Annotated in this window: 18 protein-coding genes; 9 read left to right on the forward strand and 9 right to left on the reverse strand. The window is 70.3% G+C overall.

Annotated features, from left to right (window positions below; all coding sequences use genetic code 11):
• The first annotated feature begins 57 nt into the window (after window positions 1-57).
• From H7H34_RS00205 to H7H34_RS00230, 6 genes are all read left to right on the forward strand, one after another.
• Window positions 58-1,011, forward strand: coding sequence for an ABC transporter permease (locus H7H34_RS00205; protein ID WP_185923872.1), 954 nt, complete (start codon window positions 58-60; stop codon window positions 1,009-1,011).
• Entirely contained in the window at window positions 1,008-1,859 is an 852-nt protein-coding gene (locus H7H34_RS00210; RefSeq protein WP_067222899.1) for an ABC transporter permease, read from the forward strand. The genes H7H34_RS00205 and H7H34_RS00210 overlap by 4 nt, the downstream gene beginning before the upstream one ends.
• Complete coding sequence (locus H7H34_RS00215) at window positions 1,856-3,610, forward strand: ABC transporter ATP-binding protein (RefSeq protein WP_185923873.1); 1,755 nt, start codon at window positions 1,856-1,858, stop codon at window positions 3,608-3,610. The genes H7H34_RS00210 and H7H34_RS00215 overlap by 4 nt, the downstream gene beginning before the upstream one ends.
• A gap of 143 nt (window positions 3,611-3,753) precedes the next feature.
• Window positions 3,754-4,347 carry a LysE family translocator gene (locus H7H34_RS00220; RefSeq protein WP_067222903.1) on the forward strand — a complete coding sequence of 198 codons (594 nt, stop codon included), beginning with the start codon at window positions 3,754-3,756 and terminating at the stop codon, window positions 4,345-4,347.
• Window positions 4,348-4,360: 13 nt separating this feature from the next.
• Window positions 4,361-4,795: a cupin domain-containing protein gene (locus tag H7H34_RS00225; protein WP_185923874.1), complete on the forward strand. Its 435-nt coding sequence runs from the start codon at window positions 4,361-4,363 to the stop codon at window positions 4,793-4,795.
• Window positions 4,792-5,304: a cupin domain-containing protein gene (locus H7H34_RS00230; RefSeq protein WP_185923875.1), complete on the forward strand. Its 513-nt coding sequence runs from the start codon at window positions 4,792-4,794 to the stop codon at window positions 5,302-5,304. The genes H7H34_RS00225 and H7H34_RS00230 overlap by 4 nt, the downstream gene beginning before the upstream one ends.
• Here the strand turns inward: H7H34_RS00230 and H7H34_RS00235 are convergent.
• The gene (locus H7H34_RS00235) at window positions 5,283-6,179 is read right to left on the reverse strand and encodes a LysR substrate-binding domain-containing protein (protein ID WP_371811331.1); all 897 of its coding nucleotides are present in this window, start codon (window positions 6,177-6,179) and stop codon (window positions 5,283-5,285) included. The two genes, H7H34_RS00230 and H7H34_RS00235, sit on opposite strands and share 22 nt — an antisense overlap.
• A gap of 182 nt (window positions 6,180-6,361) precedes the next feature.
• On the opposite strand from H7H34_RS00235, the gene H7H34_RS00240 reads away from it, so the two are divergent.
• Entirely contained in the window at window positions 6,362-7,750 is a 1,389-nt protein-coding gene (locus H7H34_RS00240; protein ID WP_185923877.1) for an aminotransferase-like domain-containing protein, read from the forward strand.
• Here H7H34_RS00240 and H7H34_RS00245 read toward each other — a convergent pair.
• On the reverse strand, window positions 7,742-8,287 hold the full coding sequence (locus H7H34_RS00245; protein ID WP_185923878.1) for an RBBP9/YdeN family alpha/beta hydrolase: 546 nt from the start codon (window positions 8,285-8,287) through the stop codon (window positions 7,742-7,744). The genes H7H34_RS00240 and H7H34_RS00245 overlap by 9 nt on opposite strands.
• A gap of 215 nt (window positions 8,288-8,502) precedes the next feature.
• Here H7H34_RS00245 and H7H34_RS00250 point away from each other — a divergent pair, with 215 nt between their 5' ends.
• Both H7H34_RS00250 and H7H34_RS00255 read left to right on the forward strand, forming a co-directional pair.
• The gene (locus H7H34_RS00250) at window positions 8,503-9,069 is read left to right on the forward strand and encodes an isochorismatase family protein (RefSeq protein ID WP_185923879.1); all 567 of its coding nucleotides are present in this window, start codon (window positions 8,503-8,505) and stop codon (window positions 9,067-9,069) included.
• Window positions 9,066-10,067, forward strand: a complete 1,002-nt coding sequence (locus H7H34_RS00255; RefSeq protein ID WP_185923880.1) for a GlxA family transcriptional regulator — start codon at window positions 9,066-9,068, stop codon at window positions 10,065-10,067. Before H7H34_RS00250 ends, H7H34_RS00255 begins: the two co-directional genes overlap by 4 nt.
• A 12-nt stretch (window positions 10,068-10,079) precedes the next feature.
• Here H7H34_RS00255 and H7H34_RS00260 read toward each other — a convergent pair whose 3' ends face one another.
• From H7H34_RS00260 to H7H34_RS00290, 7 genes are all read right to left on the reverse strand, one after another.
• Entirely contained in the window at window positions 10,080-11,108 is a 1,029-nt protein-coding gene (locus H7H34_RS00260) for a phosphotransferase family protein (RefSeq protein WP_185923881.1), read from the reverse strand.
• Complete coding sequence (locus H7H34_RS00265) at window positions 11,105-12,310, reverse strand: acyl-CoA dehydrogenase family protein (RefSeq protein ID WP_185923882.1); 1,206 nt, start codon at window positions 12,308-12,310, stop codon at window positions 11,105-11,107. Before H7H34_RS00265 ends, H7H34_RS00260 begins: the two co-directional genes overlap by 4 nt.
• Before the next feature lie 8 nt (window positions 12,311-12,318).
• Window positions 12,319-13,065: an SDR family NAD(P)-dependent oxidoreductase gene (locus H7H34_RS00270; RefSeq protein ID WP_185923883.1), complete on the reverse strand. Its 747-nt coding sequence runs from the start codon at window positions 13,063-13,065 to the stop codon at window positions 12,319-12,321.
• A gap of 9 nt (window positions 13,066-13,074) precedes the next feature.
• Window positions 13,075-14,808 carry a thiamine pyrophosphate-binding protein gene (locus H7H34_RS00275; RefSeq protein ID WP_185923884.1) on the reverse strand — a complete coding sequence of 578 codons (1,734 nt, stop codon included), beginning with the start codon at window positions 14,806-14,808 and terminating at the stop codon, window positions 13,075-13,077.
• A 67-nt stretch (window positions 14,809-14,875) separates the two neighbouring features.
• Window positions 14,876-16,444, reverse strand: a complete 1,569-nt coding sequence (locus tag H7H34_RS00280; protein ID WP_185923885.1) for a class I adenylate-forming enzyme family protein — start codon at window positions 16,442-16,444, stop codon at window positions 14,876-14,878.
• A gap of 108 nt (window positions 16,445-16,552) precedes the next feature.
• Window positions 16,553-17,260: a GntR family transcriptional regulator gene (locus tag H7H34_RS00285; RefSeq protein WP_185923886.1), complete on the reverse strand. Its 708-nt coding sequence runs from the start codon at window positions 17,258-17,260 to the stop codon at window positions 16,553-16,555.
• Window positions 17,261-17,471: 211 nt separating this feature from the next.
• On the reverse strand, window positions 17,472-18,854 hold the full coding sequence (locus H7H34_RS00290) for an aspartate ammonia-lyase (protein WP_120270760.1): 1,383 nt from the start codon (window positions 18,852-18,854) through the stop codon (window positions 17,472-17,474).
• Between the last annotated feature and the right edge of the window lie 22 nt (window positions 18,855-18,876).

An 18,876-nucleotide genomic window follows, 5' to 3' on the forward strand; every position in this document is an offset into this window, starting at 1 on the left:
CCGCGCCCCCGCCCTTGACCGGCTGACGCGGCGGGCTCCGTTCAACGGGAGCGTTCCATGCTGAGGTTCCTCGGCCACCGGCTTTCCTCCGCCCTGCTGACGCTGGCCATCGCCGCCGTGGCGGTGTTCCTCGTCGCCCGCATGATCCCCGGCGATCCGGTGATGATCATGCTGGGCGAGGCCACCGGCGGCGATCCGGCGGCGGTTGCGCGCATGCGCAACGAACTGGGCCTCGACCGGTCCCTCTTCGTCCAGTTCGGCAACTGGGCGATGCGCCTGCTGCAGGGCGACTTCGGCGTCTCCATCCGCTCCGGCGAGCCGGTGCTCGACGACCTGCTGCTGCGCATCCCCCGCAGCCTGGAACTCATCGCCGGCGGCTTGCTGGTCGCCGTCCTGCTCGGCCTGCCGCTCGGCATCCTGTCGGCGCGCAACCGCGGCCGCCTGTCCGGTGCGATCAGCTCCATCGTCTCGGTGATCGGCTTTTCCGCGCCCGTCTTCGTCTCGGGCGTCATCCTCGTGGTCGTCTTCGGCGTCTGGCTGCAGGTGCTGCCCTCCTCGGGCTACGTGCCCTTCGCCGACGATCCCCTGCTGCACCTGTCCTGTCTCGTCCTGCCCTCGCTGGCCATCGGGCTCAACTTCATGGGCGTGGTCGCCCGCGTCACCCGCGCCAGCCTGATCGACACGATGGACAACGACTATGTGGCGCTCGCCCGTGCCAAGGGCCTGTCGCGGGGGCGGGCGATGATCCGCCACGCGCTGCCCAATGCCATGGTGCCGGTGATCGCCATCATCGGCATCCGCGCCGGCAACCTGCTCGGCGGCACGGTCATCGTCGAGGCGCTGTTCGACTGGCCGGGCCTCAGCTCGCTGCTGGTCAGCGCCTCCTTCTCGCGCGACTACCCGGTGATCCAGGGCAGCCTGATCGCCATCTTCGCGATCTTCATCCTCATCAGCCTGCTGATCGACCTCGCCCAGAGCTTCTTCGACCCGCGCGTGAGGGCCACCGCATGACGACCACCTTCCTCTCGACCTTCCTGCGCGAGCTGGGCAGCCGGCGGAACCTGGCCGCCTCCGCCGCCCTGCTGTTCCTGCTCGTCGTCGCGGTGCTGTCCGCTGCCGCGCCCCTGCTGCCGATCCAGGATCCGCTGGCCATCGACACGCTCAACATCCTCTCCGGCCCCTCGCAGGCGCACTGGCTGGGCACCGACGAGCTCGGCCGCGACATCCTCTCGCGCATCATCCATGGCGGGCGCATCTCGCTCGGCGTCGCCCTGTCGGCGGTGCTGCTCGCCGGCGTGCTCGGCACGTTGCTCGGCGTGCTGATCGGCTTTTGCGGCCCACGCGTCGAGGCGGTCGCCATGCGGCTGATCGATGTCTTCGTGTCGCTGCCGGAAATCTTCGTCGCGCTGATCGCGCTGGCGCTGCTCGGCGGTGGCCTCGGCACGCTGATCGGCACGATCGGGCTGATCTACTGCCCGCAATTCGCCCGCGTCGTCTACAACATGACCCGCTCGATCCGCGCCCGCGAGCATGTGCTGGCGGCGCGCTCGCTCGGCGCCGGCCGGCTCTGGCTGATCCGCCACGAGGCGCTGCCGAACCTTTATTCGATCATCGCCGTGCAGGCCTCGGTCACCTTCTCCTTCGCGCTGCTGATGGAGGCGGGGCTGAGCTTCCTCGGTCTCGGCGTGCAGCCGCCGACCCCGTCCTGGGGCCAGATGGTCGGCATTCTCAAGAACTACATCTACATCAATCCCTGGTCGGCCGTGTTCCCGGGTCTTGCCCTGTTCTTCGTGGTGCTGGCGGTCAATCTCGTCGGCGACCTGCTGCAGGACGTCCTCAATCCGGAGCTGCGCAAATGACCGCCGCCCCGCTGCTGTCCGTCCGCGACCTGTCCGTCCGCTTCGGCGATTTCCTGGCGGTCGACGGTGTCGGCTTCGATGTCGCGCCCGGCGAGGTCGTGTGCATCGTCGGCGAATCCGGGTCCGGCAAGTCGGTCACCGGCCGTGCGATCATGGGCCTGCTCGACGGTTCGGTCCGCCGCAGCGGCGAGATCCTGCTGCGTGGCGAAGCGCTGCAGGAGGCGACCGAAAAGCGGATGAACGCGGTGCGCGGCAAGGAGATCTCGATGATCTTCCAGGAGCCGATGACCGCGCTCAATCCGGGCATGCGGGTCGGCGCCCAGATCGCCGAGGTCCTGCTGCTGCATTTCCCCGTCACCCGGGCCGAGGCCATGCGCCGGGCGGTGGCGCTGCTCGAGCGGGTCGGCATTCGCGATGCGAAGACGCGCGCCCGCGCCTTCCCGCACGAGCTGTCCGGCGGCATGCGCCAGCGGGTGATGATCGCCATCGCCTGCGCCGCCGATCCGGCGCTGATCATCGCCGACGAGCCTACCACCGCGCTCGACGTCACCGTGCAGGCGCAGGTGCTGGAACTGCTGTTCCAGATGCAGCGCGAGCTCGGCTCGGCCGTCGTCTTCGTCACCCACGACCTCGGCGTCGTCGCCGGCATCGCCGACCGCGTCGTGGTGCTCTATCGCGGCAAGGTGGTGGAACAGGGCACGGTCACGGAGATCTTCACCCGGGCGCGGCATCCCTATACCCGCGCGCTGATCGCCGCCGCGCCCGATGTCGAGCTGCCGCGCACGCCGGGCCTGCGTTTTCCGACCGTCGACACGGATGCGATCTTCGGCCGGGCCGATGGCGCGCCCGCTCCTGTGGCCTCTTCCGTGCCCTCCGCCCCGGTTCCTGCCGCGCCCGCCGCTGCGGCCGAAAGCGAGGAGGACGCGGCAACGCCGGCGCTGGAGCTGCGCACTCTGCGCCGCACCTTCCGCCTCGGCGGCGGCATCCTGCCCTTCGGCGGCAAGTCCCTGCACGCGGTCAACGGCGTCAGCCTGACCATCGCGCCGGGCACCACCACGGCGCTGATCGGCGAATCCGGCTCGGGCAAGAGCACGCTCGGGCGCTGCGTCGCCCGGCTCGACCGGCCGACGTCCGGCGACATCCTCTATCGCGGTCGCGATGTGGTCTCCCTGCGCGGCGACGAGCTGATGGCCTTCCGCCGCCAGGTCCAGACGATCTTCCAGGACCCGTTCGCCTCGCTCAACCCGCGCCGCACCGTCGGCGATGCGGTGACCGACGGGCTCGCCATCCACGGCCTTGCCGGGCGGGCCGAGCGGCACGAGCGGGCGCGGGCGCTGCTTGCCCGCGTCGGCCTCGACCCGGACTACGTCTCGCGCTATCCGCACCAGTTCTCCGGCGGCCAGCGCCAGCGCATCGCCATCGCAAGGGCGCTGGCCCTCGACCCGCGCTTCATCGTCGCCGACGAGGCGGTGTCGGCGCTGGACGTCTCCGTGCGGGCGCAGGTGCTGAACCTGCTCTCCGACCTGCAGGACGAGCACCGCCTGTCCTTCCTCTTCATCACCCACGACCTGTCGACCGTGCGCCAGTTCGCCGACCGGGTGGCGATCATGCGCGCCGGCGAGATCGTCGAGGAAGGCGAGACCGAGGAAATCTTCACCGACCCGCAGCACGAGTACACGCGCAGCCTGCTCGCCGCCGTGCCGCGCATCCATCTGGAGAGCGCCCACCGCCTGCGGCCCCTGCCGGCCTGAGTCGAGGGGGCGAGGGGGGCGTCGCGTTAGCCCGGCTCATCTTTCCCTGACGAAAACTCAGCAGCCGACGGCCTTCGTCCGTGCTCAACTGACCTTCGGCGGCTCGGCACCCAGGCGGACCGCGGTCAAGGACAGTTGCGCATATGGATCCCACCTCTCTGATGGCGCTTGCCATCTATGCCTTCGTGATGTCGATCACGCCGGGCCCCAACAACCTGATGCTGACGACCTCCGGCCTCGTTTTCGGCATGGCCCGCACCTGGCCGCATATCCTGGGCATTCCCTTCGGCGTCGCGGTGCAGCTGAGCGCGGTCGGTGCGGGTCTTGGCGCCATCTTCGCGCTGGAGCCGCGGCTGCAGGTGGCGCTGAAGGTCATCGGCACGCTCTATCTGCTGTGGCTGGCGGCAAAGCTCTGGCGCGCGGGCGAATTGCGCGATGCCTCCATGGCCCGGCCCATCGGCTTCTTCCAGGCCGCCGCCTTCCAGTTCGTCAATCCGAAGGCCTGGTTGATCGCCGGCACGGTGATCGCCGCCTTCGTCGCGCCCGGCGAGGGCTATGCCGGCCGGCTGGCGATGGTCTGCCTCGTCTTCACCGTGATCGGCATTCCCTGCATGTCGGTCTGGGCAGCCTTCGGCGCGGGGCTGCGGCAAGTGCTCAAGGACCGGCGCAAGCTGCTGCTGGTCAACCGGACGATGGCCGCGCTCGCAGCCCTCACCGCCGTCCTGTTCTGGCTGTGAGAGAGTGATCCCGATGACCCGCGAAACCGCACCCCTTGTCGCTTCCGCCGTCTCGCTGACCGAGGCTGGCGCCGACAATCTCTACGCCTGGGGCGAGGGCTGCCTCGGCTGGCGCCTGCTGGATCAGGAGGGCCTGCAGCTGCGCCAGGAGCTGATGCAGCCGGGCACCAGCGAGACGCCGCACCTGCACCGCCGCGCCCGCCAGGTCTTCTACGTGCTGGAGGGCGAGATGACCCTGCGCATGCCGGAAGGGACGCTGCGCGCCCGCCCGCGCCAGGCGATCCACGTTCCGCCCGGCCGCCCCCATTGGGTGCGCAACGACGGGCCCGGCGATCTGGTCTTCCTGCTCGCCTCCGCGCCCTCCACCGCCGGCGACCGTATCGAGGTCGAAACCGCCGGCTGGGCGCCCCTTCCTCCCGATGATGCAAACGAGAGAGATGACCGATGACCTCCCCGATCGTGCGGCCCCCGATTGTGCGGCCCGATGCCCTGCCGCTCCAGACCCAGCGCCATGGCGAGACCTTCGAGGCCGACACGGCCGCCATCGCCGCGCCGCTCGGCGCCCGCCATCTCGGCGCGCGCTATGTCGAGGTGCCGGCCGGCAAGAAGGCCTGGCCGTTTCATTGCCACCACGCCAATGACGAGATGTTCGTGATCTTCGCCGGCTCCGGCCGGCTGCGCTACGGGGGCGATGAACACCCGGTCAGTGCCGGCGATGTCGTCGTCTGCCCGGCCGGCGGGCCGCAGACCGCGCACCAGCTGATCGCCGGGCCGGACGCGCCGCTGCGCTATCTCGCCATCAGCAGCATGCGCGAGCCGGATGTGATGGAATATCCCGACAGCGGCAAGCTGGTGGTGTTTGCCGGCTCCGCCCCCGGCGGCGACAAAGCCGCGCGGCGGCTGGATCTGGTGCTGCGCGGCGATGCGACCGCCGGTTACTGGGACGGCGAGGCCTGACCCGCCTCGGCCAGCAGCCAGGCGCGCACGTTGCGGATCCGCCGGTCGCGCTCCAGCGCCGGCGGATAGCACAGATAGTAGCCGGCATTGGCCGGCACCTTGTGGGCGAACAGCGGCGTGAGCCGCCCGGCGGCGATGTCCTGCCCGGCGATCTCGATCCCGGCCAGGGTCACGCCGGCCCCGTCGATGGCGGCCTTGAGGCCGAGCCCGGCGGAATCGACGACGGTCACCGCCGCCGGCTGCAACGGCCCGCCCGGCAGCGACGCGTTCCAGCGGGCGAAATTCTCCCGCCGGTTCTGCGACAGGAAGAGGTTCGTGCGGCCGACACGGGCGCGCAACTCGTCCTCCCCGCCCGTCGCCATGCCGGGCGCGCCGAGCAGCCCCACCGTCTCCTCGAACAATCGCTCCGCGACGACGCCCGGCCAGTGGCCGTCGCCATGCCGCACGGCCGCATCCGCCGCCCCGGCCGAGAGGTCGGCCCGGTCCTGCCCGGTCGAGATCAGCAGCTCGAACCCGGCCCGGGCGAAAGGATAGCGGCTCAGCCGCGGCGACAGCCAGTGCGCGGCGAAGGTCGGCAGCATCGACAGGCGCAAGGGGCCGAGCTTGCGCTCGCTCCTGACCAGCCCGACCGCCCCGGCGATCCGGCCGAAGCCCGCCGTCAGTTCCGGCGACAGCATGCGTCCGGTTTCCGTCAGCTCCAGCCGCGGCCCGACCCGCCGCATCAGCTCGACGCCCAGCACCGTTTCCAGCACGCGCAGCTGGTGGCTCACCGCCGACGGCGTCACGCCGATCTCGCCCGCCGCCTCCTTGATCGACAGATGGCGCGCCGCCGCCTCGAAGGCGCGCAGCGCCGTCAGCGGCACACCGAGTCGCACGGGGCGGCCTGCCTCCTGCGGCGGCGAGAGGGCAGGCGAGGGAGAGGGTGAGGGGGAAGGGGCATGCTGGAGCATCTGGGGTCCGATCCGGTCAGGCAGGACTTTCACGATCCGGGATGCTATTGGCTGTGACACTTTGTTAAAACAGGAAAAGTGTCACGGTACACTTGAGGAGATTTCGCATGCGCCTGCGTTCGCCCTGGCAGCCCCGCCTGGCGGAAGGGGCCGGCCCGCCCGGCGAACGGCTCGCCGCCGCCCTGTCGCAGGACATCCTGTCGGGCGCGCTTGAGGTCGGCGCGCGCCTTCCCGCGCAGCGCGATCTCGCCTGGCGCCTCGGCATCGGGCTCGGCACCGTGACCAAGGCTTATGCCGTGCTGGAACGGCGCGGGTTGCTGCGCTCGGTGCGCGGCTCGGGCAGCTTCGTCGCCGCCACCGAGGCGCGCAAGGGTCCGCTCGTCGACCTGTCGCGCAACGCCCCGCCCTCCGGCGTCAGCGAACGGCTGCTCGCCCGCACCCTGGCCGCCGTCTCCCGTAGGCTCGATGCGGATGTGTTCAACGCCTATCCGCCGGTCGCCGGCCATGCCCGCTACCGCAACGAGATGGCCCGCTGGTTCCGCCGCCTCGGCATGGAGGCCGACCCGCAGTGCCTGCTGCTGGCGGGCGGCGCCCAGCATGCGTTGGCGGTTGCGCTCTCCACCCTTTGCGGTCCCGGCGGCACGCTGCTGGTCGAGGCGCAGACTTATCCCGGCGTCCTCGCGCTCGCCCGGCATATGGGCCTGCGCGTGCTCGCCGTTGCGATGGACGCCGAAGGCATGCTGCCCGATGCGCTGGACGAGGTGCTGGACGGCTTGCGGTCGGAGGGCGGCATCGCGGTCTACCTGACCCCGACCATGCAGAACCCGACCACCGGCTCGATGGGGCGCGGCCGGCGCGAGGCGATCGTCGCGGTCTGCCGTGCGCGCGACGCAATGCTGGTGGAGGACGATGTCTACACGCTGGCGCCGGAGGCCGAGTTCCCCCCGCTCGCCGGCCTTGCGCCCGAGCGCGTCGTCTACATCAACAGCCTGTCGAAGACCCTGAACCCCTCCTTGCGCGTCGGCGGTCTGGTGGTGCCCCCGGCCCTTGTCGCCCGCACGGAAGCGGCACTTCACGCCAGCGGGCTGATGATCTCGCCGCTCGGCTGCGTGGTGATGGAACAATGGGTGCTCGACGGCACCGCCGAGGCGATCGGCACCGCCATCCGTGAGGAGGCCGCGCGCCGCCGGGCGCTGGCCGGGGCGATCCTCGGCCCCGCGATGCGCGACGCGCGCCATGTTGGCTATCACGTCTGGCTGCCGCTCCTCGCCGGGCAGGCCGCGGTGCTGGAGGCCGCCGCCCGGGCGCTGGGCATCCTCGTCACCCCGCCCGCCTCCACCGCCGCCGCGCCCGGCACCCCGGCGAATGAGGCCTCCTGCGGCGTGCGGCTGTGCCTCGGCGCGCCCGCCATGGACGAGCTGGAGACGGCGCTGCGCGCCATTGCCGGCCTCGTCGAAAATCTCGAGGCAGGCGCGCCACCGCCCGTCCTAGCCTGACGCGCGCGCTCCGGCGGCGAAGGCGTCGAACAGCATTCGCCCTTCGCGCCAGACCCCGAGACCGCTCGCTCCGTTGATGTGGCCCCTGGCGCCGATCTCGACGAGCCCGGCCCCCCAGTCCCGCGCCCGCCGGCGGGCATGCTCCGTCGTGCCGTAGGGATCGTCGCTGCTGGCGATGATCAGCACCGGGAACGGCAGCGCCCGCGCCGGCACGTCGCGAAAGCTCGCTGCTTGAGTTGGAAAGGCCGGCCCGTCCGGGTCCGGCACGGCGACCAGGAAGGCCCCGCGCACGCGGCCCGAAAGCCTCTCAGCCGCATGGGCGACCAGCAGGCAGGCGAGGCTGTGCGCGATCAGCAGCGGCGGCCGCGAAAAGTTGCTGAGCGCCCGCTCCAGCGCGCCCGTCCACTCGGCAAGCTCCGGCCGGTCCCAGTCGGCCGGGGCAAAGCGCGCCAGCCCGGCATCCTCCGCTTCCCAAAGGCTCTGCCAATGCGCCTCGCCCGATCCGCCGATGCCGGGAAGAACCAGTCCGTCTGTCATTGCGCGCCCGTCCCCTGGTTGCCGCGATGAGGAGACTACAGGCCCCTGGCCAACGAAGGAAACTGAAGGGATTTCAGGCGAGGGGGAGCATTTCTCACGACCTTCCGGCTGCTGTGCTTTGGCGCGAAGTGTCCCTCATCCGTCCTGCCTGCGCATTTCGCCCTTTCAGGGCGGCGCTATCCTGCGGATACTGTCGTTGTCAGGAGATACGGAAAATGTCCGCAGATACCGCTCTCATCGTCGTCGATGCCCAGGAGTCCTTTCGCCACCGGTCCTACTTCCGCGAAGACGGGCTCGGCCTCTATCTGGAGCGCCAGCAGGCGCTGATCGACGGCGCCGCCGCCGCCGGCATCCCGATGGTGCAGGTCTTCCATGTGGAAGAGACCGGCCCGTTCTCGGAAGGCTCCGGCTTCGTCGTGCCGCTGTCCCCGCTGCGCCTTACCGCCGATGCGGTCTTCCGCAAGCGGCGCCACAGCGCGCTGGTCGGCAGCGGCCTTGATGTCTGGCTGACCGAGCGCGGCATCCGCCGGCTGATCGTCTCGGGCATCCGCACCGAGCAGTGCTGCGAGACCACCACGCGCCATGCCTCGGATCTCGGATACGAGGTCGATTTCGTCGGCGAGGCGACGCTGACCTTCCCGATGGTCGATGCGGCGGGGCGCGAGTGGAGCGCCGCCGAAATCCGCGCCCGCAGCGAGCTGGTGCTTGCCGGCCGCTTCGCCCGCATCGCCACGGTGGAGGAGGCGCTGGCTGCCGCCACGGCGGGCCGGCTCGCCGCATGAACGAGGCAGCGCGCGTGCGGACCATACCCGTCTTCGTCGTGGTTCCCCCGCGCGCGCTGCTGCTCGACATTGCCGGCCCGGTCGAGGTGCTGCGCAAGGCCAACATGGAGCAGGCGCAGCTGCGCTTCGACGTCGCCTATGTCGGCCCGGCAGCGGACGTTACCAGCTCCGTCGGCCTTGCCGTCACCGGCATCGCGCCGCTGCCCGATGCCTTGCCCGTCGGGGCTATGGTGGTGGTCTCGGGCGCGGCCGACAGGCCGCTGGGGAGCGAGACCGATACGCGCAAGGACGACGCGCCGCTGGAGGCGGAGATCGCCGGCTGGCTGCGCCGGGTGGTGCGCCCCGGCATCCGGCTGGTGACGATCTGTTCCGGCGCGCTGCTTGCCGCCCGTGCCGGCCTGCTGGAAGGCTGCGAATGCACCACCCATCACGCGGCGATCGAGGATCTGCGCCGCGCCGCGCCCACCGCGCGGGTGCGCGACAACCGCCTGTTCGTGGAGGACGGCGAGCGGCTGACCAGCGCCGGCATCACCGCCGGCATCGATCTGATGCTGGCCATCGTCGCGCGCGAGGCCGGCCACGACGTGGCGCTGGCGGTCGCGCGCTATCTCGTCGTCTATCTGCGGCGCGGCGGCGCCGACCCGCAGCTTTCGCCCTGGCTGGAAGGGCGCAACCATATCCATCCTGCCATCCACCGGGTGCAGGACGCGGTCGCCGGCGATCCGGCCCGCGCCTGGACCGTCGCCGCGCTCGCCCGCCTTGCCGCCACCAGCCCGCGCAACCTCTCGCGCCTGTTCAACGAGCATACCGGGCTCAGCGTCACCGACTTCGTCAACCGCATGCGCATCGCGCTGGCGCGCGAGATGGTGCTCGGCTCGCGGCTCGACATGGAGGAGATCGCCGCGCGTGCCGGCTTTTCCTCCGCCCGCCAGTTCCGCCGCGCCTGGAACCGGCTGCATCCCGCCTCGCCGACCAGCCTGCGCGCTGCCGCCTCCTGAGGGCGGAGCGGCTTAGAGCGCGTGCGGCCGCCCCTCGGCGATCTCCAGCGCCCTGAGCGCGAAGCGCTCGGCGAGCGGGGCCAGTTTCGCGGCCTCCGGATCGGAGGCATTGCCGAGCCGTGCCCGTTCGGCGATGCCGACGAAGATCACGGCGAAGCGGTAGAGCGCGAAGGCCTTGTGGAAGGGCAGGAGCGGGGGCGAGCCGGGGGCCGCCTGCATGTAGCAGGCGACGAACTCGTCCTCCTGTGGCAATTGCATCGCGGCAAGGTCGATGCCCAGCAGCCCGCCATATTCCTCAGGCGCGGTGTGCCAGGGCATGCAGCAGAAGCCGAGGTCGGCCAGCGGATGGCCGAGCGTCGACAGCTCCCAGTCGAGGATCGCCACCACCTTGGGTTCGCTTGGGTGGAACATCAGGTTGCCGAGCCGGAAATCGCCATGGCACAGCGACACGCGCCCGTCGTCCGCCGGCTGGTTGGCGCTCAGCCAGTCGAACAGCACCTCGATGGCGGGGATGGGTGCCAGCTCCGACTGGCGATATTGCCGGTCCCATCGGCTGATCTGCCGCTCGAAATAGTTGCCCGGCTTGCCGTAGTCGCCAAGGCCGACCTCCTCCGGCACGATGGCGTGCATCGCCGCCATCGCCTCGGCCGCCGCCATCCAGATGGCGCGGCGCTCGCTTGCCGGGAGTTCCTGCAGCGAGGTGTCGGTGAAGACGCGCCCCTCGACCCGTTCCATCAGGTAGAACGGCGTGCCGATCACCTCGGCGTCCTCGCAATAGAGCACCGGCCTCGGCACCGGCACGCCGGTCGGCGCCAGCGCCTGCAGCACCCGATATTCCCGGTCGATGGCATGGGCCCCGCGCAGGATCGGCCCGCCCGGCTGCTTGCGCAGCACGTAGCGTTCGTGTCCCCGGTCCAGGAAGAAGGACGGGTTGGACTGGCCGCCGCCGATCCGCTCCAGCGTTGTCCCCGTTTCCGCGGGGCCGAGCTCGGCATCGAGCCGCGCGGCGAGCCTCCCCGTATCGAAGCCGGGTCCGCTCATTCTCCGGTCTCCCAGCGCCAGGCGTCGCGCCCGTCCTTTTCCAGGTGCCGATAGAGCACCATCTTGTGCACCTCGTCGGCGCCGTCGACCAGCCGCGCCTGGCGGGCGTAGCGGTAGATCCATTCCAGCACGGTGTCCTTGGAATAGCCGCGCGCGCCGTTGATCTGGATCGCCGTGTCGGCCGCCTTGTGCAGCAGGTTGGCGACATGCACCTTGGCCATCGACACTTCCTTCTGGGCGTAGCCGCCCCGGTCGATCTCCCAGGCGGCCTTCATCACCAGCATGCGGCCGATCTCGATCTGCATCGCCAGTTCGCCGAGCATCACCTGCACGCTTTCCCGGTCGGCCAGCCGCACGCCGAAGCCCATCCGCTTGCTGGCGTATTCGCGGGCGATCTCGACGCAGCGCTTCGACAGGCCGAGCCAGCGCATGCAGTGGGTCAGGCGCGCCGGCCCGAGCCGCGTCTGTGTCGCCTTCAGGCCCCGTCCTTCGCCGATCAGCACGTTCTCCGCCGGGATGCGAAGCCCGTCGAAGCGCAGCTCGCAATGCCCGCCATGCTCTTCCGGTCCCATGATCGGAATGCGCCGGATGATTTCCCAGCCCGGCTGGTCGCGGTGGAACAGGAAGGCGGTGTGGCCGGCGCGTGCATCGTCCGAGGTGCGGGCGATCAGCACGAAATGCGCCGCATCCTCCGCGCCGGTGATGAACCACTTGTGCCCGGTGACCACATAGTCGTCGCCCTCGCGCACGGCGCGGGTCTGCATCATGCCGGGGTCGGAGCCCCCGCCCGGATGCGGCTCGGTCATCACGAAGGCCGAGCGCACCTTGCCCTGCGCGATCGGCGCCAGCCACCGCTCCTTCTGCTCCGGCGTGCCGAGCGCTTCCAGCATCATCATGTTGCCGTCGTCGGGCGCGGCGGAGTTGAAGACGACCGGCCCGAAGATCGACCGGTTCATCTCCTCGTAGCACACGGCCATCCCCATCTTGCCGACGCCGCGCCCGCCGTTCTCGCGCGACAGCTGCAGGCACCACAGGCCCTGCTCGCGGGCCTTGGAGCGCATCTTCGCCAGCACATCCGGGGCGATGTTCTCGTGCGCGTCGTAGGAGGCCGGATCGCTCTCCAGCGGGATCAGGTGCTCCTCGACGAAGGCGGCGATCTCGGCGCGCAGGCCGGCGATCTCGGGGGAAAGGGTGAAATCCATGAATGCCCTCACAATCCAGAAACCAGATGACCGCCGTCCACCGCAATGACCGAGCCCGTCATGTAGGCGGACCGGTCGCTGGCCAGCAGCAGCAGCGGTGCGTCGAGATCGCCCTGCGATCCCAGCCGCCGCTGCGGGATGCGGCCGATCAGCGCCTTGCCCGCCTCGGTGGCGAAGAATTCGGCATTGATCGGCGTCTCAATATAGCCCGGGCACAGCGCGTTGACGCGAATGCCGTAGCGCGCCCACTCCAGCGCCAGCGCCTTGGTCAGCTGTACCAGCCCTGCCTTGGAAGCGGTATAGGCGGCAAGATGGCCGGAGACGCGCAGGCCCAGGATCGAGGCGATGTTGACGATGGAGCCGCCGCCCGCCTCGCGCATGCCAGCCGCCGCCGCCCGCGCCACCGCGAAGGCGCCGGTCAGGTTGGTGTCGATGACGCCGGCAAACTCCTCCGCCGTCATGGAAAGCGCGGCGCCCGCGCCGGAAACGCCCGCATTGTTGATAAGGATGTCGAAGGGCGCGCGCCCGGCGAACAGCGCCGCGACGCTGTCCGCGTCGGCGACATTCATCTCCGCCGCCTCGGCGTCGTGCCCCGCCTCGCGCAGGGCGGCGGCATTCGCCTCCACCTTGTCGAGACGCCGCGCCGCCAGCGTCACGCTGGCGCCGGCCTCCGCCAGCACCTTGGCGAAATGCTCGCCGAGCCCGCTCGAGGCGCCGGTGACCAGCGCCCGCTTTCCGTCAAGCCGCAAGTCCATGACCGCCCCTCACGCCTCGCCGCGCCGCTTGCGCTCGGCATCGTCCCAGGCAGTCAGCGCCTGGTAGTCGGGCACGAAGCCGAGGCCCTTGCGCGCGTCGGAGGAGACCGCGTCCTGCGACGTCACCACGTCGATCACCGCCGGCGCGTTGGCCAGCCCCCGGCGGATGGCGTCCGCCAGGTCGTCCGGGTTCTCCACCCGCTCGCCATGGGCGCCGAGCGCGCGGGCCATCGCCGCATAGTCGGAATGGCGCAGCACCGTGCCGACCACCCGGCCGCCGTAATTGTATTCCTGATCGTAGCGTTCAATGTTCCAGGCCGCGTTGTTGGAGACGATGACGACGATCTTCGCACCGTGCCGCACGGCGGTGTCGATCTCCATGGCGTTGATGCCGTAGGCGCCGTCGCCCGTTACGGTGATCACCTGCCGGTCCGGGCAGGCAAGGGCGGCTGCGACCGCGAAGGGCACGCCGACGCCCAGGCACCCGAAGGCGCCGGCATCGAAATAGGTCGAGGCGGACAGCCCGACGCGGGCGAAGCTCAGGAGGTCGCCGCCGTCGGCAACGGCGATGTAGTTGGGCTCGGCCACGTCCTTCAGCACCTCGAAGATCGCCATCGGATGGATCTTGCCGTCCTTGCCGGTGCGCGGTGCCGGGGTCTTGTCCCCGGCCTCGATCCGGGCGCGGTGCTTGGCGCGCAGGCCGTCCAGCCAGGCGCCGTCGCGGCTGCCCGCGTCATTGCCGAGCGCCTCGCTCAGCGCATCGAGCGCCAGATCCACCGAGGCGAGCAGCTCCGGATCGCCGCGCCGGTTGTCCAGCAGCTCGCCGTCCGTGTCGGCGATGCGGATGAAGCGGGCGTGCGGGAAGACCGCCGGAGAGCCGAAGCCGAGCTGGTAGTCGAGCTTGCGCCCCAGCGTGATGACGAGGTCGGCCTCGCTCATCGCCGCTGCGCGCACCGCGCCCACCACCGAGGGATGGTCGGCCGGCACCAGGCCGCGGCTTTCTTGCGTGTCGAGATAGAGCGCGTCGGCCGCATCGAGGAAGCGCACCAGCGCCGTGCCGGCATCGCGCGCGCCCCGGCCGCTGATCACCAGCGGGCGCCGCGCCGTGCGGATCGCCTCGGCGGCTTGCCTGATGCGGTCGGGATGCGGCACGAGCCGGCGCGGGGTGAGCGGGCGCAGCCAGTCGTCCGGCACCAGATTGGCGGCGACGCGGGTGCGCAGCACGTCGGTCGGCACCTCGATATAGGCCGGTCCCGGCTCGCCGGCCGCGCCGAAGGCGCGTGCCATCGCCTCGTCCAGCTCGCGCAGCACCTGGTCGGCAACGCGCGCGGTGCGGGCGTAGCGGGTGACCGGGCGCAGGATGTCGACATGCGGGATGTCCTGCAGCGGGCCCATGTTGGCCTGCGGCCGCGAGGTGCAGCCGCCGATCAGCAGCACCGGCGTGCGGGCGAGCGAGGCATTGGCCATGCCGGTCACGCAATTGGTGACGCCGGGCCCGGCAGTGGCCATCGCCACGCCCAGTCCGCCGGTCAGCTCCGCATGGGCCTGTGCCATGTGGATGGCCGCGCCCTCGTCGCGCACGTCGATGATCTCGACGCCGCGCCGGCCGAGGTGATCCCAGATCGGCTGGATATGCCCGCCCTGCAGGCCGAAGACGCGGGTGACGCCGCGCCGTTGCAGCGCTTCCGCGATCCAGGCGGCGACGCTGTCCTCGTCGCGGTTGAGGTCCTGCTGCTCGCTCATCGTCTCTCTCCCTGATCTTGTCGTGTCTTGTCGCGTGTCGCGCCGGCGCCTCCCGCGCCGGCTGCGGTCAGTTTCCGTCCCCGCTCAGCATGTCGCGCAGCACCCGGTGCAGGATCTTGCCGGTCGCCGTGCGCGGCATGTCGGCCTGGTCCAGCACCACGATCTTGCGCGGGCGCTTGTAGCCGGCGAGCTTGCCGCGCGACCATTCGATGATCTCGTCCGGAGTGACGGCCGGGTCGCGCAGCACCACCGCGGCGGCGACGCGCTCGCCCCAGGTGTCGTCCGGGCAGCCGACCACGGCTACGTCGCTGATCGCCGGATGGCCGGCCAGCACCGCCTCCACCTCGGACGGATAGACGTTCTCGCCGCCGGAAATGATCATGTTCTTCTTGCGGTCGATCAGGCGGATGTAGCCCTCGGTATCGCGCAAGGCCATGTCGCCGACCGACAGGTAAGGCCCGCGCAGCGCCTCGGCGGTCTTGTCCGGCAGGTTCCAGTAGCCGTCGAAGGCATAAGGCCCGCAGGAGAACAGCTCGCCCGGTTCGCCGTCCGGCACCTCGTTGCCGTTCTCGTCGAGCAGGCGGATCGGCGCGGAGCCGACCACCTCGCGGCCGACCGTGCCGAGATGGTCGAACTGCTCGTTTGGGTGCAGCATGGTCACCCAGCCGGCCTCGGTCGAGCCGTAGAGCTCGAACAGCCCGGAATTGGGGAACATCTCCATCACCTGCCGCTTGGTCTCGGCGCGCGCCGGGGCGGAGGAGATCATCAGCTTCTCCACCCGCTCGAAGCCGGCGGTGCCGCGCTGGGCCGGCGGCACGTCCAGCATCAGCGAGAAGTGCGTCGGCACCAATGAGGTGAAGGTGACGCCGGTCTCGCCGATGGTGCGCAGGCACAGCGCCGGATCGAAGCTCTGGCGCGAGAACACGGTCACCGCCGCGCCGATATAGAGGAAGGACGTGAAGAAGTTCAGCGAGTTGGCATGGCACATCGGCATGACCAGCAGCGCGTCGTCGCCGCGCTTCAGGCTCAGCTCGATCTGCGTCATCAGCGCCAGCATCGCCATGCCGCGATGGCCGCGGATCGCGCCTTTCGGCTTGCCGGTGGTGCCGGACGTGTACATCAGGCACCAGGGATCGTCGATTCCGGCCGGGGCCTGCGGCTCGTCGGCGGACGCCGCGGAGATCAGGTCCTCATAACCGGTCCAGCCGGCCGGCGTCTTGCCTCCGCCCGCCGGGGCGATGTGGATGTAGCGGCGCTCTTCCAGCGACAGCGCCTCGCGCATCTCGCCGGCGATGCCGATCAAGGCCTCCTCGGCGATCAGCGCGGAGACGCCGCTGTCCTGGCAGATATAGAGCGCTTCGGGAGCGGTCAGGCGGAAGTTGATCGGCACGGCGACGAGGCCGGCCTTGGCGAGCGCAGCGTAGATCTCCGCCCATTCCACCCGGTTGTAGGCCAGCACCGCGACCCGCGCGCCCTTGGCAAGACCGAGGCCCAGCAGGCCGTTGGCCAGCCGGCAGGCCCGCTCGTTCCATTGGCGAAAGGTCATCGCGCGTTCCAGGTCGCGCGCACCGATGCGCTCGGGCTGCAGCCGCGCCTGCGCGCTCAGCATCTGCCCGACGGTCAGCATGGGATGCATGCCGGTAGTCCTCCCGTTCGTCGTCGTTCGTTCCGACCTCTTCCCTCCGTTCCCGGCGGCGGTTGCGCACCCGTCCCTCCATGGGGCGCCGCAAGCCGTTCTTCCCGGCTACGGCGTCTTCTTGCTCTCCGGCGCCTCGTCCGGCCGTCTGCGCAGCGCCGTTTCCAGCGCGCCGGCCGCATCGAGGTCGTGCCGCATCATCAGCTCTTCCGCCCGCTCGGGCTGGCCCGCAGTCACGGCCTGGAGAATTTCCGCGTGCTGGCGCCAGATCTCGTCCGGCAGCTGCGCGTGGCGCAGCACGTCGCTCATCGCCCTGCGCAGGAAGCGCCAATGCGGCTCCGCCGCCTTGTCGAGCAGCGGATTGCCCGAGCCCTCGTATATCAGCCCGTGAAATTCGGCGTCATGGCGCACCTGGTCTCCCACAGCCCCATTTCGCACCGCCGTCTCGCCGAGCTTCAGGATCTTGCCGCCGCGCTCCGCAAGATCGCGCGCCGTTGCCGCATCGTCCCGGCAGCGCTCTGCGGCGCCGCGCGCGGCCAGCCCGTCCAGCACGGCGCGGATGTCGTAGTGGTGGCGCATCAGGTCGAGATCGAGCGGGGTGACGTGCAGCCCGCGCCGGCCGATCTCGGCTACCATGCCGTCGGCCTTCAGCAGCGCCATCGCCTGCTGGATCGGCTGGCGCGACACGCCGAAGCGCTCGGCGAGCTGCTCCTGGACGAGATGCGCGCCGGCCGGCAGCGCGCCGTCGAAGATCTCGTTGGCGATCGCGTCGTAGACCTGCTGGGTCAGGCTCGGGCTGGTGCGGATCTGGTTCATCGTTGAACTCCGAATTCTGAATTCAGAATGTGGTGACGGCGCGCTTCTGTCAAGCGGCAGGTGTGGCGGGCCGGGCGAGTGCGGCCGGCAGCTCGTCGGCGGAAGGACCGGCATTGAGTATCAACGCCTTGCGCCGAAAAAGAAAACGCGCGCGAACCGGTTGGTCCGCGCGCGTCGTATCTCTCATCGAGCTTCTGGCGGATCCGGCGGCTCAGGCCTCGCTGAGGATCATCGCCTGGATGTCCTCGCGGGTGCCGAAGCCAAGCTCGACGGCGGTCTCGGTGACGCTTCTGTCCCGCGCCAGCGCGGTCTTGGCGATCTTCGCCGCATTGGCATAGCCCAGATGCGGCACCAGCATCGTCGCCAGCACCAGGCTGTTCTCCAGCGCGCCCTCGCACTGCGCGGCGTTGGCCTCGATCCCGGCGACGCAGCGCTCCGCCAGCGTGTCCATCGCCTGCATCAGGATGCGCATCGACTGCAGCACGTTGAGCAGGATGATCGGCTCCATGGCGTTGAGCTGCAGCTGGCCGGCCTCCGCCGCCATGGTCACGGTCAGGTCGTTGCCCACCACCTGAAACGCCACCTGGTTTACCACTTCCGGGATCACCGGGTTGATCTTGCCCGGCATGATCGAGGAGCCGGCCTGCACCGGCGGCAGGCGGATCTCGTTGAAGCCCGAGCGCGGGCCCGACGACAGCAGCCGCAGGTCGTTGCAGATCTTCGACAGCTTCACCGCGATCCGCTTCAGCACGCCGGAAAAGGTCACATAGGCGCCGGTGTCGGAGGAGGCTTCGATCAGGTCGACGGCAAGCTTCGCCTGCATGCCGGTGATCCGCGACAGCTCCGCCACCGCCTTCTCCGGATAACCGGCAGGGGCGTTGACCCTGGTGCCGATGGCGGTGCCGCCGAGATTGACCTCCAGCAGCAGGCGCGACAGCTGGCCGATGATCGCCACGTCCTCGTCGATGGTGGCGGCAAAGCCGGCAAATTCCTGGCCGAGCGTCATCGGCACCGCGTCCTGCAGCTGGGTGCGGCCGATCTTGCGCACCTGCGCGAAGGCCCGCGCCCGCTCGGCGAAGGCGGCGGACAGGCGCCGCTGCGCGTCCTGGAACGGGCTGCACTGGCTGACGATGGCCAGCCGCATGGCGGTCGGGTAGACGTCGTTGGTCGACTGCGAGCGGTTGACGTCGTCATTGGGATGCAGCCTGGCGTATTCGCCGGGCTGGTGGCCCATGCGCAGCAGGGCGAGGTTCGCGATCACCTCGTTGGCGTTCATGTTGGTCGAGGTGCCGGCCCCGCCCTGGATCATGTCGACCCGGAAATGCGCCATGTGGTGTCCGGCGATGATCTCCTCGCACACCGCCGCGATGGCCGCATGCTTGTCCTTGGCCAGCACGCCGAGCTCCAGGTTGGCGTTGGCGGCGGCCAGCTTCACCCAGGCGAGCGCCCGCACGAATTCGGGAAAATGCGACAGCGGAATCCCCGAGATGGGGAAGTTCGCGATGGCACGCTGCGTGTGGATGCCCCACAGGCACTCGTGCGGCAGGTCCATCTGGCCGAGGCTGTCTTCCTCGCGCCGCATCTGCACTGTCATTCCGGTCTCCATTGCGCGGGTC

The sequence above is a fragment of the Stappia sp. 28M-7 genome (assembly GCF_014252955.1).
Taxonomy (GTDB): domain Bacteria; phylum Pseudomonadota; class Alphaproteobacteria; order Rhizobiales; family Stappiaceae; genus Stappia.

Bases quoted from the DNA above. Each gene is read 5' to 3' on its own strand.
- H7H34_RS00255 (WP_185923880.1), top strand. From the start codon at position 9,066: ATGAACGAGGCAGCGCGCGTGCGGACCATACCCGTCTTCGTCGTGGTT.
- H7H34_RS00270 (WP_185923883.1), bottom strand. From the start codon at position 13,065: ATGGACTTGCGGCTTGACGGAAAGCGGGCGCTGGTCACCGGCGCCTCG.
- H7H34_RS00210 (WP_067222899.1), top strand. From the start codon at position 1,008: ATGACGACCACCTTCCTCTCGACCTTCCTGCGCGAGCTGGGCAGCCGG.
- H7H34_RS00205 (WP_185923872.1), top strand. From the start codon at position 58: ATGCTGAGGTTCCTCGGCCACCGGCTTTCCTCCGCCCTGCTGACGCTG.
- H7H34_RS00245 (WP_185923878.1), bottom strand. From the start codon at position 8,287: ATGACAGACGGACTGGTTCTTCCCGGCATCGGCGGATCGGGCGAGGCG.
- H7H34_RS00215 (WP_185923873.1), top strand. From the start codon at position 1,856: ATGACCGCCGCCCCGCTGCTGTCCGTCCGCGACCTGTCCGTCCGCTTC.
- H7H34_RS00225 (WP_185923874.1), top strand. From the start codon at position 4,361: ATGACCCGCGAAACCGCACCCCTTGTCGCTTCCGCCGTCTCGCTGACC.
- H7H34_RS00240 (WP_185923877.1), top strand. From the start codon at position 6,362: ATGCGCCTGCGTTCGCCCTGGCAGCCCCGCCTGGCGGAAGGGGCCGGC.
- H7H34_RS00260 (WP_185923881.1), bottom strand. From the start codon at position 11,108: ATGAGCGGACCCGGCTTCGATACGGGGAGGCTCGCCGCGCGGCTCGAT.
- H7H34_RS00265 (WP_185923882.1), bottom strand. From the start codon at position 12,310: ATGGATTTCACCCTTTCCCCCGAGATCGCCGGCCTGCGCGCCGAGATC.
- H7H34_RS00280 (WP_185923885.1), bottom strand. From the start codon at position 16,444: ATGCATCCCATGCTGACCGTCGGGCAGATGCTGAGCGCGCAGGCGCGG.
- H7H34_RS00290 (WP_120270760.1), bottom strand. From the start codon at position 18,854: ATGACAGTGCAGATGCGGCGCGAGGAAGACAGCCTCGGCCAGATGGAC.
- H7H34_RS00230 (WP_185923875.1), top strand. From the start codon at position 4,792: ATGACCTCCCCGATCGTGCGGCCCCCGATTGTGCGGCCCGATGCCCTG.
- H7H34_RS00250 (WP_185923879.1), top strand. From the start codon at position 8,503: ATGTCCGCAGATACCGCTCTCATCGTCGTCGATGCCCAGGAGTCCTTT.
- H7H34_RS00220 (WP_067222903.1), top strand. From the start codon at position 3,754: ATGGATCCCACCTCTCTGATGGCGCTTGCCATCTATGCCTTCGTGATG.
- H7H34_RS00285 (WP_185923886.1), bottom strand. From the start codon at position 17,260: ATGAACCAGATCCGCACCAGCCCGAGCCTGACCCAGCAGGTCTACGAC.
- H7H34_RS00275 (WP_185923884.1), bottom strand. From the start codon at position 14,808: ATGAGCGAGCAGCAGGACCTCAACCGCGACGAGGACAGCGTCGCCGCC.